This is a genomic window from Moorena sp. SIO3I6 (assembly GCF_010672095.1).
Map to the genome: position 1 here is coordinate 59,789 of NZ_JAAHHU010000004.1, position 15,207 is coordinate 74,995.

At 44.4% G+C, this 15,207-nt stretch carries 17 protein-coding genes and 1 pseudogene; 6 read left to right on the plus strand and 12 right to left on the minus strand.

Annotated elements, in window-relative coordinates; translation table 11 throughout:
• Positions 1-151: 151 nt before the first annotated feature.
• A complete protein-coding gene (hslO, locus tag F6K49_RS02760) occupies positions 152-1,036 on the minus strand; it encodes an Hsp33 family molecular chaperone HslO (protein ID WP_293029480.1) in 885 nt (294 codons plus the stop codon).
• Between the two features lie 182 nt (positions 1,037-1,218).
• On the opposite strand from hslO, the gene F6K49_RS02765 reads away from it, so the two are divergent.
• Positions 1,219-1,614 carry a hypothetical protein gene (locus tag F6K49_RS02765; protein ID WP_293093999.1) on the plus strand — a complete coding sequence of 132 codons (396 nt, stop codon included), beginning with the start codon at positions 1,219-1,221 and terminating at the stop codon, positions 1,612-1,614.
• Here the strand turns inward: F6K49_RS02765 and F6K49_RS02770 are convergent.
• On the minus strand, positions 1,611-1,955 hold the full coding sequence (locus F6K49_RS02770; protein ID WP_293094002.1) for a metal-sensing transcriptional repressor: 345 nt from the start codon (positions 1,953-1,955) through the stop codon (positions 1,611-1,613). The two genes, F6K49_RS02765 and F6K49_RS02770, sit on opposite strands and share 4 nt — an antisense overlap.
• 417 nt (positions 1,956-2,372) lie before the next feature.
• Here F6K49_RS02770 and F6K49_RS02775 point away from each other — a divergent pair, with 417 nt between their 5' ends.
• Positions 2,373-3,581 (plus strand): HhoA/HhoB/HtrA family serine endopeptidase, encoded by a 1,209-nt coding sequence (locus F6K49_RS02775; RefSeq protein WP_293080382.1) that lies wholly within the window; start codon positions 2,373-2,375, stop codon positions 3,579-3,581.
• Positions 3,582-3,845: 264 nt separating this feature from the next.
• On the opposite strand, the gene F6K49_RS02780 is transcribed toward F6K49_RS02775, so the two are convergent.
• Positions 3,846-4,697, minus strand: a complete 852-nt coding sequence (locus F6K49_RS02780) for a class I SAM-dependent methyltransferase (protein ID WP_293094006.1) — start codon at positions 4,695-4,697, stop codon at positions 3,846-3,848.
• An 81-nt stretch (positions 4,698-4,778) separates the two neighbouring features.
• On the opposite strand from F6K49_RS02780, the gene F6K49_RS02785 reads away from it, so the two are divergent.
• The gene (locus F6K49_RS02785; protein ID WP_293094011.1) at positions 4,779-4,925 is read left to right on the plus strand and encodes a hypothetical protein; all 147 of its coding nucleotides are present in this window, start codon (positions 4,779-4,781) and stop codon (positions 4,923-4,925) included.
• A 66-nt stretch (positions 4,926-4,991) separates the two neighbouring features.
• Here the strand turns inward: F6K49_RS02785 and F6K49_RS02790 are convergent, their stop codons facing one another.
• From F6K49_RS02790 to F6K49_RS02805, 4 genes are all read right to left on the minus strand, one after another.
• Positions 4,992-6,350, minus strand: coding sequence for a Rieske 2Fe-2S domain-containing protein (locus F6K49_RS02790; RefSeq protein WP_293094017.1), 1,359 nt, complete (start codon positions 6,348-6,350; stop codon positions 4,992-4,994).
• Positions 6,351-6,484: 134 nt separating this feature from the next.
• Positions 6,485-7,333, minus strand: coding sequence for a DUF3598 family protein (locus F6K49_RS02795; RefSeq protein WP_293028742.1), 849 nt, complete (start codon positions 7,331-7,333; stop codon positions 6,485-6,487).
• A gap of 778 nt (positions 7,334-8,111) precedes the next feature.
• Complete coding sequence (locus tag F6K49_RS02800) at positions 8,112-8,444, minus strand: DUF5615 family PIN-like protein (RefSeq protein WP_071986962.1); 333 nt, start codon at positions 8,442-8,444, stop codon at positions 8,112-8,114.
• A 32-nt stretch (positions 8,445-8,476) separates the two neighbouring features.
• Positions 8,477-8,875, minus strand: coding sequence for a DUF433 domain-containing protein (locus tag F6K49_RS02805; protein WP_075896551.1), 399 nt, complete (start codon positions 8,873-8,875; stop codon positions 8,477-8,479).
• 292 nt (positions 8,876-9,167) lie between these two features.
• On the opposite strand from F6K49_RS02805, the gene F6K49_RS02810 reads away from it, so the two are divergent.
• From F6K49_RS02810 to F6K49_RS02820, 3 genes and pseudogenes are all read left to right on the plus strand, one after another.
• Positions 9,168-9,371, plus strand: coding sequence for a hypothetical protein (locus F6K49_RS02810; protein WP_143727456.1), 204 nt, complete (start codon positions 9,168-9,170; stop codon positions 9,369-9,371).
• 274 nt (positions 9,372-9,645) lie between these two features.
• The gene (locus tag F6K49_RS02815; protein ID WP_293094023.1) at positions 9,646-9,891 is read left to right on the plus strand and encodes a DUF4160 domain-containing protein; all 246 of its coding nucleotides are present in this window, start codon (positions 9,646-9,648) and stop codon (positions 9,889-9,891) included.
• A pseudogene (locus F6K49_RS02820) lies at positions 9,863-10,130 on the plus strand (DUF2442 domain-containing protein). Before F6K49_RS02815 ends, F6K49_RS02820 begins: the two are co-directional and overlap by 29 nt.
• Before the next feature lie 208 nt (positions 10,131-10,338).
• Here the strand turns inward: F6K49_RS02820 and F6K49_RS02825 are convergent.
• The 5 genes from F6K49_RS02825 to F6K49_RS02845 all read right to left on the minus strand — a co-directional run bounded on the left by F6K49_RS02825 (position 10,339) and on the right by F6K49_RS02845 (position 15,164).
• Positions 10,339-10,662: a type II toxin-antitoxin system Phd/YefM family antitoxin gene (locus tag F6K49_RS02825; protein WP_143727455.1), complete on the minus strand. Its 324-nt coding sequence runs from the start codon at positions 10,660-10,662 to the stop codon at positions 10,339-10,341.
• Between the two features lie 397 nt (positions 10,663-11,059).
• Positions 11,060-11,251: a hypothetical protein gene (locus tag F6K49_RS02830; RefSeq protein ID WP_229415183.1), complete on the minus strand. Its 192-nt coding sequence runs from the start codon at positions 11,249-11,251 to the stop codon at positions 11,060-11,062.
• Between the two features lie 308 nt (positions 11,252-11,559).
• Positions 11,560-12,339, minus strand: a complete 780-nt coding sequence (locus tag F6K49_RS02835) for a WecB/TagA/CpsF family glycosyltransferase (RefSeq protein ID WP_293020119.1) — start codon at positions 12,337-12,339, stop codon at positions 11,560-11,562.
• A 981-nt stretch (positions 12,340-13,320) separates the two neighbouring features.
• Positions 13,321-14,475 carry an alanine--glyoxylate aminotransferase family protein gene (locus tag F6K49_RS02840; protein WP_293020121.1) on the minus strand — a complete coding sequence of 385 codons (1,155 nt, stop codon included), beginning with the start codon at positions 14,473-14,475 and terminating at the stop codon, positions 13,321-13,323.
• A gap of 404 nt (positions 14,476-14,879) precedes the next feature.
• A complete protein-coding gene (locus F6K49_RS02845; protein WP_293020122.1) occupies positions 14,880-15,164 on the minus strand; it encodes a DUF5340 domain-containing protein in 285 nt (94 codons plus the stop codon).
• Positions 15,165-15,207: the final 43 nt, after the last annotated feature.

Sequence of the window (15,207 nt, forward strand, 5' to 3'; positions counted from 1 at the left end):
CACCTTACACATATAGAGTCTACACCCTATCTTATAGTAGTGTTCTTATAATTCTGGTTGAGTTTATATGCTGATCCATATTTCTTGCAATCCTTTACAAGTCAGGATTCTAATCTTCCAGTTACAATAGGAAGTCCAGTAGCTACCCAGTTTACAATTCTTTTATCAATTGAGAGAGTTGATCGGGATTGGCATGATAGACCTCTGAGCAAAAATGACAAGTTGCCTCAGCTCCACCGTCTTTTTCTATCATATCCTGAAGTTCCTCTTTTCCGAGCATTTTCAGAGCCCCCAACATCCGGTCAAAGGAGCAACCACAGTTAAAATGGAGCATCTGGGTTTCTGGAAAAATCACTAGCTCCATATCCCCCAGCAACTGTTCAAAAATCTCTGGTAAGGTCTGGTTAGCTTGCAGTAGCGGTGTAAAACCTGATAGTTTAGTAATGCGAGATTCCAAGGTTTGAACTAATGCCTCATCCGTTGCTGCCTTAGGCATAACTTGGATTAAAATCCCCCCAGCTGCAGTTACCCCTTGAGCACCTACAAATACACCAACCACCAACGCTGACGGGGTTTGTTCCGAATTTAGCAGATAGTTAGCGATGTCATCACCTATTTCACCAGAAACCAACTCTACTGTACTGGAATAGGGATAGCCATAACCCACATCCCGAACCACGTATAGGAAACCATCCCTACCAACAGCACCACCCACATCTAATTTTCCCTGCTTATTCGGTGGCAGTTCAACCTCTGGGTTGTCTACATAACCCCGAACTTTACCATCTAATCCTGCATCCACCATAATTCCACCCAGTGGACCATTGCCGTTGATCCGAATATTGACCCTCGACTCGGCTCGCTTCATACTAGAAGCGAGCAGAAGACCTGCAGACATGGTACGACCTAGGGCAGCCGTTGCCACATAGGATAGTTGGTGACGTTGTCTAGCTTCTTCGGTCAGGCGTGTAGTAATCACACCAACTGCGCGAATACCCCCTGAAGCTGCTGTGGCGCGAATTAACTGGTCAGCCATAGAAAACTCTTACACTTCTTAATATAATTAATGTTTATTTTACAAATTATCGAGAAAGTATCGAGCCCCTTGCTTGCCCTATCCCTTTAGCCTAGGGATGAAAACAACAGACGGGATTTATCCCATCTGTTCATTCACACTAATCACAAATATTTCCTAAGAGTAAGGACGATCTAACCAAAATGCTAGGAATCTTTCAAAAAAGTCATCTGAGGATTGAAGTCGAAGCACCACACACTGTTATCCGGGACAGTCTGCTCTATACGGAGCAACTGCACCAGTGGTTGTGGCCGGAGAATTTATCTTCCGAGTTACCCGAACAGCTAGATTTAGGATTGACCTTTACTTCTTCCATCGGGCCAGTAGCAGTACAACACAACGTTGAGCTTGTTCAGTCGAACTGTTTAAGACTGCTCTTGAGTCAGGGAATTGATGGTTATCATGAATGGTATTGGGGAGATGGTTGGGTACAATCTCGCCTAGAAGGGGTGTCTTTGTTACCCTTGAATTGGGGTCAAACCTTAAGTTTGCTGAGGCTACGTCAGTTTGTAGAGCAGCATAGAGCCTCTGAGCCCTAACGTAAAAATTGATCTAAAGCCGCTTTCAACTCCTCAATTTCTACCTCAATGTTGCCCTGCTCAGCGGCTCGACCGATACACTCGCTTAAATGTTCATCCAGGATAATTCGTGCCACTTTATCCAAAGCCCCTCGAACTGCAGCAATCTGTACCAAAACATCAGGACAGGGGCGACTTTCTTGCACCATAGTCTTAATCCCTCGAATATGCCCCTCGATTCGAGACAGGCGATTGATAATTCGCCTCAGAGATTCTTCATCATGGACGTGACCATGAGTATGTTGACTATGGTTGTGATTCAGCTCTTGAGTCAGGGCATATTCCCTATCTTTCGCAATCATAGCGGTTTTATTAGTTTTATTATTTCAAGGTTAACCAACTTCCTGGGTATATCATTATCGATAATTCTTAGCCTAACTTGTTCGGGTCTCAAGGGCTGATCACCCCTTGAGGTCAAGCTCTCTCAATCTTCTGGAACTAGCCCAGGTAGTACCAACGTCATAGGAATAACTCTTAAAAGAGCGATTAGATGCTTGTAGCAACTAATCTACAATCCTAAAAATCTGCCTCGAAACCCACTCCTGGCTGTGGGTGGGAGGAATCTCAGGGAAGCTAGACTTGAGTTAGGGGTTAATGCTAAGGGTCAGCAACAACTGACTAGTAACCACTAGCCGCCAAGTAAATCCCATGCTTAAAGGTGGTGGGATTGGCTTAGCAATACTATTCCCCAAAATTAACCAGAAGAATACGATAATACTATGTCATCAACTAAATTTTCGATTTGGCTTCGCTCAATTAGTAACTATCTCTTGGCTATCTTACTTGGAGTCTTATTGACAGTTGGCGTTTATCGTGTATCTCCCTCCAAGGCTGCTCCTGTACCCAGCACAGACTCAGTAACTCCCCCACTGATCGCCCAACAACTGCTGAATCCACAGCAAACTACTAATAGCAGTTTTGTAACAGCAGCGGTGAATCGGGTGGGAGCAGCAGTGGTGCGTATTGACACCGAACGGACAGTGTCCAGGCGTGTGGATCCCTTTTTTGATGACCCCTTTTTCCGGCGCTTTTTCGGTGATGACTTTTCAACCCAAATTCCCCAAGAAAGACGTTTACAAGGTCAAGGCTCTGGCTTTATTATTGACAATAGTGGTATCCTACTGACCAATGCCCATGTTGTGGAAGATGCAGATAAAGTAACCGTTACCCTCAAGGATGGGCGCAAGTTTAATGGTAAAGTCAAGGGTGTGGATGAATTCACCGACTTAGCTGTTGTCAAAATTGACGGTACTTCCTTACCGATTGCCTCTCTAGGGGATTCGAGCCAAGTTCAGGTTGGAGATTGGGCTATTGCTGTTGGTAACCCCCTAGGGCTAGATAATACAGTGACTTTGGGAATTGTCAGCACCATAGGACGCTCCAGCGCTCAGGCAGGTATTCCCGACAAGCGACTAGACTTTATTCAAACCGATGCAGCTATTAATCCTGGAAACTCTGGTGGTCCGTTGTTGAATGCGACAGGGGAAGTAATTGGCATCAACACTGCTATTCGGGCTAATGCCATGGGAATTGGTTTTGCGATTCCCATCAACAAAGTCAAAGAGATTTCCAACAAACTAGCCCAAGGACAAAAAGTTGTCCATCCATATATCGGCGTTCGGATGACAACCCTAACCCCGGAACTAGCACAAGAGAACAACAATGACCCCAATTCTGTTTTCCTATTACCAGAAATCAATGGTGTCTTGGTAGTTCAAGTAATGCCGGATACACCAGCCGCTGATGCTGGTATGCGTCGTGGGGATATAATTGTTCAAATTGATGGAACACCTGTTACTAATGCTACACAACTACAGCGCCTTGTTGAAAATAGTGGAGTAAATAAGGTACTAGAGATAAAAGTAAGGCGCGGTAAGCAGACTACTAGCGTGTTTGTTCGCACCGATGCACTAAAAAATCCTACTTAGCTTGAGTTCGACATAACCAACTTTATCCAGGAGTCAGGAGCTTCGAGTCAGGAGTCAGAATAAATGATTTCCCAGTTAATTGGCAATTAATCAGAGTTTGATCAGCAATAAAATTCTGTATTATCCCCACACCTCCCAGACCTGGGATCACCTCCCACGCTCCCTGCGCCCGGGGCCCAGACTCCCCACGCCCGGGCCCTATCTCCCCATCTGGATCTATAGTCCTACTTTGAATAATTCCTATTACTTCATTTGGGGCAGAGTTCAAGGTTTCTGAGCAGATACAACTATGGCTGACATAGGCAGAAGCAGTCGATTATTTTGCCTATAGCTTGCCGTTTCCTGGTGAATTGCTGCCCGTATATTGTCAAGGCATTTACTAGTTTGAGCGCGCAGTATCCCACCTGTTCTGGCGGTGCCTTTATAAAAAGCATCAAAAAGTTCATCGGCACTGCTAAGTTCCCAGAGTAGGGGAATTTCCTGCACAGAAGGATTCTTAAATCCTAAATTTTGCAAACACTTGAAGCAATAATCCTGTTCACTAAACAGAAAAAATGGCGGCCCTTCTGGAAGAGTAATATCTGTATTTTTATAGGTCTCAATCGCCTTATTCATAATCTTCAACGCTATCGATTTTTCGGGCTTACTCCACACAGTAAACCCAAACCTGGCCTGGCTAGCAATTACCCGAAATGCTTCACCCAATGCTTTTTCTGGTTCAGCCAAATGCAAAATTCCAAAGTTCATTACGGCTGCTTGATATTGAGATTCGGGAAAGGGTAACGATTCCGCTTCACCCTGAAAAAATTCGATCGCGTAGCGTGACCGTAGGTCAATCTGGGGATTCAGTTGCCGTGCTTTGGCAACCATAGCGTCTGATAAATCTACCCCCGTTACCTTACATCCTCGCTTGTGGGCCTGGGCAGCCACATAGCCAGGACCAGTGGCAATATCAAGTAATTCCATATCCCTTGCGGCATTTACACTATCAAGCAAAGACTCGATAGTTTGGCTAGTTAGAGATGAAAAAGAGGAATGATATTGGTCTACTGACTGTTGCCATCCACAATATTCAAATTGTCTAAATTCCTTGGGATTATTGGTGGGTACGGTCATATTTTGGTAATCTTTTTGGTAGCTGTTAGGTAAGCATTCAGCCGTCAGCGGTCAGCCGTCAGCAGACTTAACTCATAATAAATGAATGGTTACCTGTTTTATTCAAAAGCTTTTCCCGTAGCGTGGCACAGGCTACTTGAGGTGCTATCAGCTATCAGCCAAAAGCCTGTGGCCACGCTACGGCAACAGTTTATGCCCATAGCGCAAGCTACACCGAAGAGCTTTTGAATAAAATAAGCTGACGGCTGATAGCTGACGCCTGAATGCTTACATGGCCTTGAGCCAAAATTAGCCTTAATGACGAGTGTAAGAACGCTCGAAATGGGTTTTAACTTGATGGGCAACTGTTGCGATAACAACGGCTGAGCCAGACCCTAAAATAGCAACTAGTTCAGTCCCAGAACCATCCGTAACTATTGCCAAAGCCGCCAATGCGATCGCTACTCCCACAAAAGTCGTTTTTAACCGGTTGGTTACCTGATAGGCTCGATTACAGGAACCACAGATTTGAGTATGTCGCCTTAATCGGTCTAGGGGAGCTGGTTGTTGATTATCCTCCGATTCTTTCTGGGATAGCTTCCTGGTGGAATAGCCTTGATAAAAAGGTAAAGATGTTCCGAACTTATCAAGCCACTTGCGATACTCAATCAACAACAGATCTGATGTTTTGAGTGGCAAATACAGAGACTTTAGGCTTGTTCCCAACCGCTCCACTTCTGCCTGCTGTCCCACCACAAGTGGTAAATCTTCTTCTAAGAATTTGTCTCGGTACCAGTGTTCCATCCAACGAGGCTGTAGCTTCAGTTTCCAGAAAGAATAATTCTTATAATTCCTGATAATAATACGGCATTTGCCTTTACCTAGAGGAAGGGAATAAAGTGCTGCTCCACCGATACGAACTGATTTTTCCCCACTTGAGCTTTTGTAGGTCACTAAATTGGGAGCAACGAAATCAAGGTTTACCCATGGGCTATTCTTTTGCCTGGTTTTTCGGTACCTGCCTCGAATCCCAAAAGTAGAACTTTCCAGGACTTCCATTTCTAAGGGTTGAGCGTATTTTCGACTACTGAGGGTGCCCTCGTGGCTGATGAAGAGGTGAGAGGGATCGAGGGCATTTTCTATAAAATAGGTTTGGTCGTAGGGTAGGTCTATCATATAGTCTGAGCTGGCAACTGTAGGATTTTCCAAATCCGCTACAGTTGGGATGCCCTCAATATCAGCAGCTTCAGATTTCCCCATCCATACCCAGACAATACCTTGCCGTTCCACAACCGTAAAGGATGGCACACAGGCTTTGGCTGGAATCTTGGCATCTTCTGGTAACTGGGGAATGTGCAAACATTGACCATCTTGACCAAATTGCCAGCCGTGATATAAGCACTCAATTTTACCATCAATGATTTGTCCGTCCGAGAGTTTAGCGGCGCGGTGAGGGCAGCGGTTTGTTAAACAGGCTAGCTTACCATCTTGGTTTCTGAACAAGACTAAAGGCTCGTCGTACAGGGAGAAGCTGTAAGGACGGTCTGTGGGCAGGTCTTGGACAAAGGTGACAGGATACCAGCACTGCTGCCAGTTGAACTCTTGCTGTGTTTCAGCTATAGGAGCAGTGGCAGTTTTTTGTACTGCTTCTGGTGTTTTGGTATCAACTCTCATAGATAACTTCCTCTATGAAACAACTGACCATCTTAGATGGCGAATCTGGAGCTTTGTTAGCACTGAGGCCAGCAATACTAAACCTTTATGTCAATCCTAGTACTAAGGCTTGCTAGACATTGCCCACCCTATTGTTAGACAATCAGGCATTCCTGGGTAATCAAATCAGCTGCGCGGGTATCATCCGTGAAGTGAGCAACCCCTCTCTTGATTCTATCAGGGCTGTATCTCCAACTGACGATGAGAGTGCTATCGTGACCAGGCTCAAGGGTTTCTGGCACGTTTATGGAAATCCCGTCGGGAAAATCAAATATTAATCGACCGTCTTTCGGCCAATGGGCAGGGTAATCTGGCAGGGGAATTTCATCAAATGTGCCTGATCGTAATACCAGGGTATCTATGGCCTTAATGCTCGGATAATCCCGATTACTTACCTCTGGTCTCTGATTAGACCAGGGAAATGGGACAACGTCAAGTTTCACTTCGCGAAACAAGGAAATCCCGGAGAGTACACATCGATTCTCTGACTCCTTGGAGCGATCGGGGAAATAGCCAATTACCACGCTGATACGACGGTTCCCTTGGAACAGGTAAATTTCGGTGAAGTTGGCCTGGTCTTTCCTAAGAGGTCTGCTCATTACACCAGAGGATTTAGATGAAAACATCGTGGTTGAACTCAGATCGATGGGGTGAGAGATACCTGGACCGCATTTCTCAATAATCCACGTATTTTCTTGGACTTCCGAGGGGTCGTCTTGGTTAATAAAACATAGATAATGCTCAAGTTGAGATGCATCTGCCAGAGGAGTAAATCTTCTTGTGGAATCAAGGACTTTATCAAGAATTCCGTTACCCTTATATCGAGAAAGAATTCCTTTCCAGGTGAATCCATGATCCTCAATAAAGCGATACCATTGTCGGAATAATTTTTCGTCTGACTGGTCAGTTGACTGGTTGTCCTGAATCTGATTATGATCATTCATGGTTCTTTACTTCCTCTAGTCCGACTTAACCTACTCTAAGTTAACAAAGAAAGCGATTGGCCGTAGGCCACGCTACGCGACCTTTGGTCACGCGGGGCGCGTTCGCTATACTCGCGCCTACAGGATGGGATAGCGATCGCTATCACCTAGTCAAATAACTGATGCGATCGCATTTAGCGTGACCTTTCGGGAAAAACCCGACGCTGCGCGAACGGTCAATTCCGTAGGGGCTCAATGCTTAGCATCGCATTTTTTATCAACCCCTTTCTTTCTATGCTCTATAGGCACTTTTTTTGGCAATTATCAAAATTAATATCATCAAATTAAGGGTAATTCCAGCTATTTTTTCTACCAATTATTAGCGTTCACACTTCCCATCTCCCCATCTCCCCATCTCCCCCTCTCCCCATCCCCCCCCCCCCCCCCCCCCCCCACACCCTCCCCCCGGCGGCTCCAAAGGAGCATGGCCAAAGTAAATAGCGCTAGGCACAGTGGAAGAGTGTGGCGCTGTCCGGCACGACGACGAGGATCTTCTAGTCAAGCTTTGGCTTCTATAATTGCGATTTGAGACACAGGAGTAGATGCATTAAAGGGAATTTGCGCGCTCTTTATACCATATTCCGATTACAATTAGAATGAAATAGCCCTGCCTATAATGGTGGGCACTTGTGTTTGGAAATCTAGGATTTTAACAAAGATTATCGCACAAGTGCCCACCCTACAATCTACTTTGAGCATATGTGATTAACCAGATATATTCCCCTTCATGTACTCACCATTAATCATCACGGCTAATAGGGCGATATTGATTCAACCAACGAACTTGCCCTAAGCAATCTTCTGATTGAGTCTCTAAAAGAAAACGCTCGAGTGCCTTAATCAGGTCGGATAAGTTCCATCTGCTTTGAGCCGCCAGAATAATGCCATGATGTTCTGGGTATTGTATGGCTAAAGCGGAGAAATCTTTGATGTTGAATGTAAAAATACATCGCCCTTGAGCCGTTGCCTTCAAAAGTTGGGTTTCATCACTTGCATCTTTGGCTATCCATTCATTGGGAGTCCGAGTAACATCATGACCACGAACGGTTAGGGCTGATTGTAAGGCTTTGATGGACGTGTCCGCATCTTTGGTGTTGCCGAAGTTTAGACATTGGCTACTTCGCTCTCTTGTTCAGCTACAATCGCGCTGTCAATTTCGGTTTGATGTGCGCTGTAAAACCCTAGTGCGTCGTTAATTTGAGTTTCAGTTAACCCATATTCCTCGGCCAGCTGCTTGGCAGACATTCCCCATTGGTGGGTGGCGATCGCAATTGTCTGGACTCGAATCCCTGTCCCACGAATGACTGAGACGGGGTGACCACTGGCTCCTTGACGATAAGTGATGTGGGGAAAGCTTGGGTCATGGAATTGATGCTTGAGAACAGCAACTTTTTCAGCCACTGCCCATAAAATAAAGTCGTCGAGGGAAATGCCTTGACGCAAAGCACATTGTTCTACTTCTTCTTGAAGTTGAAGCGGCAAGTTAAGGGAGTAGGATGCCATTTTTAAGGTAAGGTCTGCATTGTCGGTTAATTTACCTTCTGATCCTAACGGATGCTCTTAGTATAACACGATCGCACAGGATTAGTCGTAATACATAAATTACCAAAGACATTAGACACTCTATGCTTGAGAATGTTAGGCAGAGGCAGGGTCCAACAACAGGCCATTGATGAATTAGAAGCACTGCCAGAAACAAATCAATTTCGGTAAAATACGTTATTGTTGTTATCTTCTGAGCGTAGTAACTTAGAAGTAAGTACAGAATTATAAGAGCAAGACAGAGAGAAAATTGATGCGCTTATCACCACTTTTATTAGAAAAATTAGAAGCTGCTACTCAGTCAGGCATACAACAGGGTATACAACAAGGTATGCAGCAGGGTCTGAGGATGGAGCGCACTGCGATTATCGAAAACTTGTTGAGAGTGAGGTTTAATTCTCTTGATGACCAACTGAGAGGTATTATTGAACCAATGCTGTCCTTATCTAATCAATAATTTTCCGCTTTAATATTACAGTTATCTCAGCTATACCGTGAGGAATTATTAGCAAGATTCAGTGATTAATTCAAAGTTCAAAATTAAAAATTAAAAATGAATGAAGCCCAGTAAGGGATGGTGCGTTCGGTGATATTCTGTCAATAAATGTCTTGATAGATCTTGTGTTATCGAACCCACCCTACAAGAGCGTACGCAGTACCAGACGACTTGATCGCGCTGCAAGCCAAAGTTCAAGACATGGTAACCAGCATAGTGTTAGAATTATTCCATTATGCCAACAATTTTACGGATCGGTCCTTATCGTTTCTACTTTTACAGTCATGAACCGAATGAACCACCGTACATCCATATTGACCGTGATGCTTCATCTGCTAAATTCTGGCTGGAACCAGTCAGTCTAGCTAGCAATGTTGGTTTCAGTGCTAAGGAACTTCGGAAATTGCAAGGGATAGTCCAGGAAAATCAGAAAAATCTATTAGAGGCTTGGTATGGGTATTTTGGCAATTCGAGCGGATGAGAGAGTTAAGAATGTCTACTTTACTGAAGAAACCATTAGTGTTGATTTAATGGATGGGCGGAGAATTACCGTACCTCTAGTTTGGTACCCAAGGCTACTTAACGCCACACCAGATCAACGTTCAAATTGGGAAGTTTGCGGTGGTGGTTATGGCATCCACTGGAGCGACCGAGGACGAGGATTTGAGTACAGAAGGGATGCTGCGTGGTGCGCCAGCCCCATCCTCCAGAAATTTATGAGTTAATCGAGGTGAGGGACCCTAAGGTTCAAGCTCACTGGCGGCAGGTATCTAACGGTTACGAACTAAGCGTACGCCAGTCCGTCCAGTGCAGCGTCAGAAAGGTTACGCAAAAGCCCGTGATTGTTGGGTTTCGTGCCTCAACATTATCCCCCCTTTGAGTCAACCTGATGAATTGAGGTCCTCGTAAACCAGTAAATTAACTCTTTTTAACAGCCTTTTATCATTCTCTTGTAGCCAAATATAGTCAGACCAATATGCTTCGGTAAAAGTGATTTTAATTCATAAATTAATTGTTTAATTGACTTTTTTACAGATTTAGCTTGTTCAATTGATTCTAAGAGATGTTCGGCATTGGTAGGATTGGATAATAAATATAGTGTTTCTTGCCAAGAGTTAAATTCATCTAAAGACATTAAAACAGCTTGTTTTCCTTGATCATTACATAATATAGTTGGTTCTACATCAAGAATGACCCGCTCGATTAGTTTATCTAATTGGTGTTTGGCTTGATTACTCGTAATTGCTTTCATTTTTAGCTAGTCAGAGTTACATACACCAGAAATGTAACAGAAATTAACTTTTTTTTGGTCATCCAAACCTACGGGCGATCGCATTATGAGTCCGATTTTGTTATGGTAACTTACAATATAAGAGAAAATCTTAGGGTAACAAGCATGAAAATCAAGGGTTTTGGGTGGTGCGTTCTTCATAATCGTGGGGTGAAGCAGCAGATTGCTTCAAGGAAGGCACCCTACAAGAGGGACGATCGCTACGAGCCAATTGGCATCAGCCTAGTTCTTCACCTAGGGTTTGCTGTGATGCGTGCCGGATGTGTAGAATGCGAACGGTCGCTCCTTCTTGCTCTTCCAATATGGTAAAAAGAATTCGATATGAATTACGTCCCCGACCGTAGAGTAATTGTCGTATTTATTGACTGAAATACTTATTCTCTCTTGCATTAGGACAACGTTTTGGAAATTGCGATAGAGATTCGATTGCTTGTAGCAATCCAGAATACCAAAGGCTAGCCTGGGTAGGAGATGTGACTTGGGATAAACGTAGGAAGGCGCTGTCGGCTTCCGCCTCTGCCACACTGGAAATTTCAAGAGAGTATTTCATGAATCGACTGGCAGGTTGTACTGGCGACGCTGCTCTTGGGCAAACTCAGCGAAAGACCGAAATCGNTATTTTTATTAATGGAGGCTCTTCTGCCTACTCTCAAACCGCACTGTAACTTCACTCAGTCCATTATTTTACGTCGCTTAACTTACGACCAGCTGCCAAAGCTTTTAGTTCTTCGTTGGGCGGTAGTGTTCCGAAGTTAAACAAGTTACTAACTTATTTGATTATAAAATAATGGATAATGTTTGACAAGGTTTAGAGAGCTATAAGGCTAATAGTTGCACCTCTATTGATTAGGGATTAGCTTATGCCAACCTTTGACCTAAGGCTTTGAGAGCAAACTGAGGCAGAACCATCATTCTTTGACCTAAAGCTTTGAGAGCAAACTGAGGCAGAACCATCATTCGCCGCCAACGGTGGGGTTCTTGATACAACCGATATAACCATTCGAGATTATTCTTCCGGAACCAGCCTGGCGCACGGGTTTTAGCCCCTGACCAGATATCAAAGCTACCACCAACACCAATCCAAGTGGATTGGGGACACAGGTGGCGATTCTGGGCAATCCAAAATTCTTGACGTGGTACACCTAAGCCGACTAGTATGATTTTAGGCTGTTGTTCTTTTAAGGTGAGCTTTAAGTCTTCCTCTGCTTCTGCACTGAGGTAGCCATGACTAATTCCAGCGATCGCTAATTTTGGAACTCTCTTCTGCCAAACCCTAGCTGTTTTTTGGACTACATGAGGGGCTGCCCCATAGAAGAACACTGGGCAAGATTCTCCGTATTGTCCAGCCTTGACCAGTAAAGACTCAGCTAGTTCAATTCCTGGACAGCGCTGCTTTTTTTTACCGTGGAGTCGTAAGTAAAATATAATACCTGCCCCATCAGGAATCACCAATTCTGCCTGCTTGATAACGGCAGCTAGCTCAGGGTTGCGCTCTCCCTGGATTGCCATTTCGGCATTTAGAGTTACTACATGACTACCTAGACCTTTAGTGAGACGATCGTCTAAGTAGTGACTGTAGTTGTCTAAAAGGTGAACGGGTAACCCCAAGACCGGAAATTGTTCAGCTGTTTCAAACATTGGCTTTTGCATACCCTCACATCACCCATGTATTTTATTAGAAATTTAAACACTGAAAACTCCGTCACAAAGCGAGCGGAGATGAAAGTGACTAGCGAATTTAGTCCCCTAGAAATAATTCTAGTATTTGAGGTTGACGATTATGTAGCGCTAGGATATACTGAAACCATGAGTACAGGTTGAAAAACCGTTCGCGTAGCGTGGCCTTTGGCCTTGGCGCAACCGGGAGAGAGACCCGCCCCTGCTTGACCTTAAAATAATAATGCTCGGAGGGTAGGGAAAGTCCTCCTTAAAAACCCAGTCATCAATTAACCGTTGGTGTGTGAACCAAGCAAAAACACGATTTGAGATAAAAACGGTACGGCGGGGCACGCCGGAACCAGGTGAATGAGAAAGCAACGGACTTTAATCACGCACTTTCTAGCAAGTAACCAAACGCGATCGCGAGAATTGCCCGCTGGGTCTACTGTGAACTAAACTGAATTCTTGTTCTTGACGGGTCTTTGGTTTAGATATTGCTTACTTTTTGGCGGCGTCAAAGATTAGGACACAGTGGTTTAAGGCAGCTCGTCGATCTGGGAATCGCCGTTCTTTCAAGACGGCGAGTGTCAATTAGGATGATCTCTTATGGCAGAGCCAAAACTTCTTTAATTAATTCCTCAGGATTTCGTACTGATCAGGAAAACTTGGGAATTGGGTATGTGATTGGGTTCCAATTGAGAATTGGGATCTGATGGTGGTGTTAAACTCAATTAGGAATTATTCCGCCATCTTTACTGAACTTAGGTGGCGGAAGTTTCATTAAAAATTAAAAAGACTATTAGGAGTTGACGGTTGACCATTTACCGCAGAACACAGTCAACCGTCAACCTTCAACCGTCAATTTTCAACTTTTAACCTTCAACTTTTAACCTTCAACTTTTAACCTTCAACTTTTACTTTTCAACTTTTAACCTTCAACCTTCAACCTTCAACTGTTAATCAGTTCTGAGCAAATACACTAGCAGCAGCAGCAATACCTGCTCCTGGTGTCATGGATTGGTGTCCCAATTCCTGAAGGGTGGCTTCGAGAGCACCAATGACAGCAAGAATATCTTGCTCACAGACAAAACCTAAGTGACCAATGCGGAATATTTTTCCCTTATAGTGGTCTTGTCCCCCAGCTAGAGCAATGTTATAGCGTTTTTTCATCACAGAACGAATTTTTTCGGACTCTACTGATGTGGGAATCACTGCCGTTGCGGCTGGGCTAGCATACTCATCAGAACCAAACAAAGGTAATGATAGGGCTTTGACGGCGGCGCGGGTTGCTTGCATCAGAAGCTGGTGACGGGAAAATATTGATTCTAACCCTTCTCTTTTCATCATGCCCAGTGAAGCTTGTAGGGCAATAACTAGGTTCACTGGCGGGGTAAAGGGATTGCTGTTTTTAGCAGTAGATTTCTTGTAAGTCCCTAAATCTAGGTAAAACTTGGGCAGGGTAGCAGTTTTGTAGGCTTCCCAAGCTTTAGGACTAACACTGACAAATCCGAGTCCTGGGGGAATCATGTATCCCTTCTGGGAACCAGAGCCTACTACATCGAGACCCCAGTCATCAATGGGTACATTGACTGCTCCGAGGCTGGTAACGGCATCAACAATAATTAGGGCTTCGCCGTGGTCTTTGACGTAACGATTTATGGTTTCTAAGTCGTTGAGAACGCCAGTAGAGGTTTCAGAGTGGGTAACGATTACGGCTTTGATTTGCTTTTCGGTATCAGCTTCTAGCTTTTCACGAAACTGCTCGGTATCTAGGGGCTTACCCCACTCAGCGGTAATGGTGTCCACTTCCAGACCAAAAGCAGTACTGATTTTTCCCCAACGATCGCCAAATTTACCATTAGAACCAACTAAAACGCGATCGCCTGCACTGAGGAAGTTAATAATACCAGCTTCCATAACTCCGGTACCGCTAGCGGTTACAGTCAAGACATCATTTTTGGTCTGGTGTAGCCATTTGAGGTTTTCATTCACCTCTGCCATGATTTCGCTAAATTCCGGACTACGGTGTCCGATCGGGTGTTTGGCCATGGCCAGTAATACTTGTTCTGGTACTGGCGTCGGGCCAGGAATCATTAGTTTGAGCTTGTCTTCCATCTGTAGTTAGTCTTGGTATCTAGGGTTGTTGTGATCTGATGATTGGTTAGTTACTCTGAACTGACCGATTAAGTCTTGGATGTTACCGGACAAAACCGGAAATTCAAGGTTAATTTAGCGGTTACTTTGGCGTTTCACCACCGGACCATGGGAGCGGTTATCCCCACCCATGCTTACACGAAGACTGACCCAGCCACGCTAGATTTAAACTTGCCTTAAAGTCTTTGTATATTGACATCCTGAAGTTAGGACACTCTTTAGTTCGGAGCCATAGCGAGCATGTGTTATTGATGCCGACAGTGGGAGTGACGCTCCTCAGGAGTAGGTAACAATCTCAAAATATATTGGCTCAAACTGGATACTGTGACTAAATTTCTTAGTTTTTTATTTATGAAGTTGACAATTTAATTAGGAAGTCTTCCTGCTGAATCCGGTAAACCATTTTTTGAGTCATGGGCATCCAATTTGACGCTGTTGAGAGACCAGCGATACTCCATTGGCAAGTTGGCTCGCTGACAGCTTTGTTCTAATTGCTTCTGTTGAGCTAGGGCTTTACGCAGAGTACTGATCAATTCATGAACCTGCTCTCGCAATTGGGGGTTTTGACTGGTAGCAAATGCGGTTTGGCGCTCTAGCAGTTGGAGCAGCAGTTCGTAGTGAATATAAGATGGAAGGGGAATTGGATCCATGAAATTTGCTGTACCTCGGTGAGTCGGAGTCTGCCATCAAAAT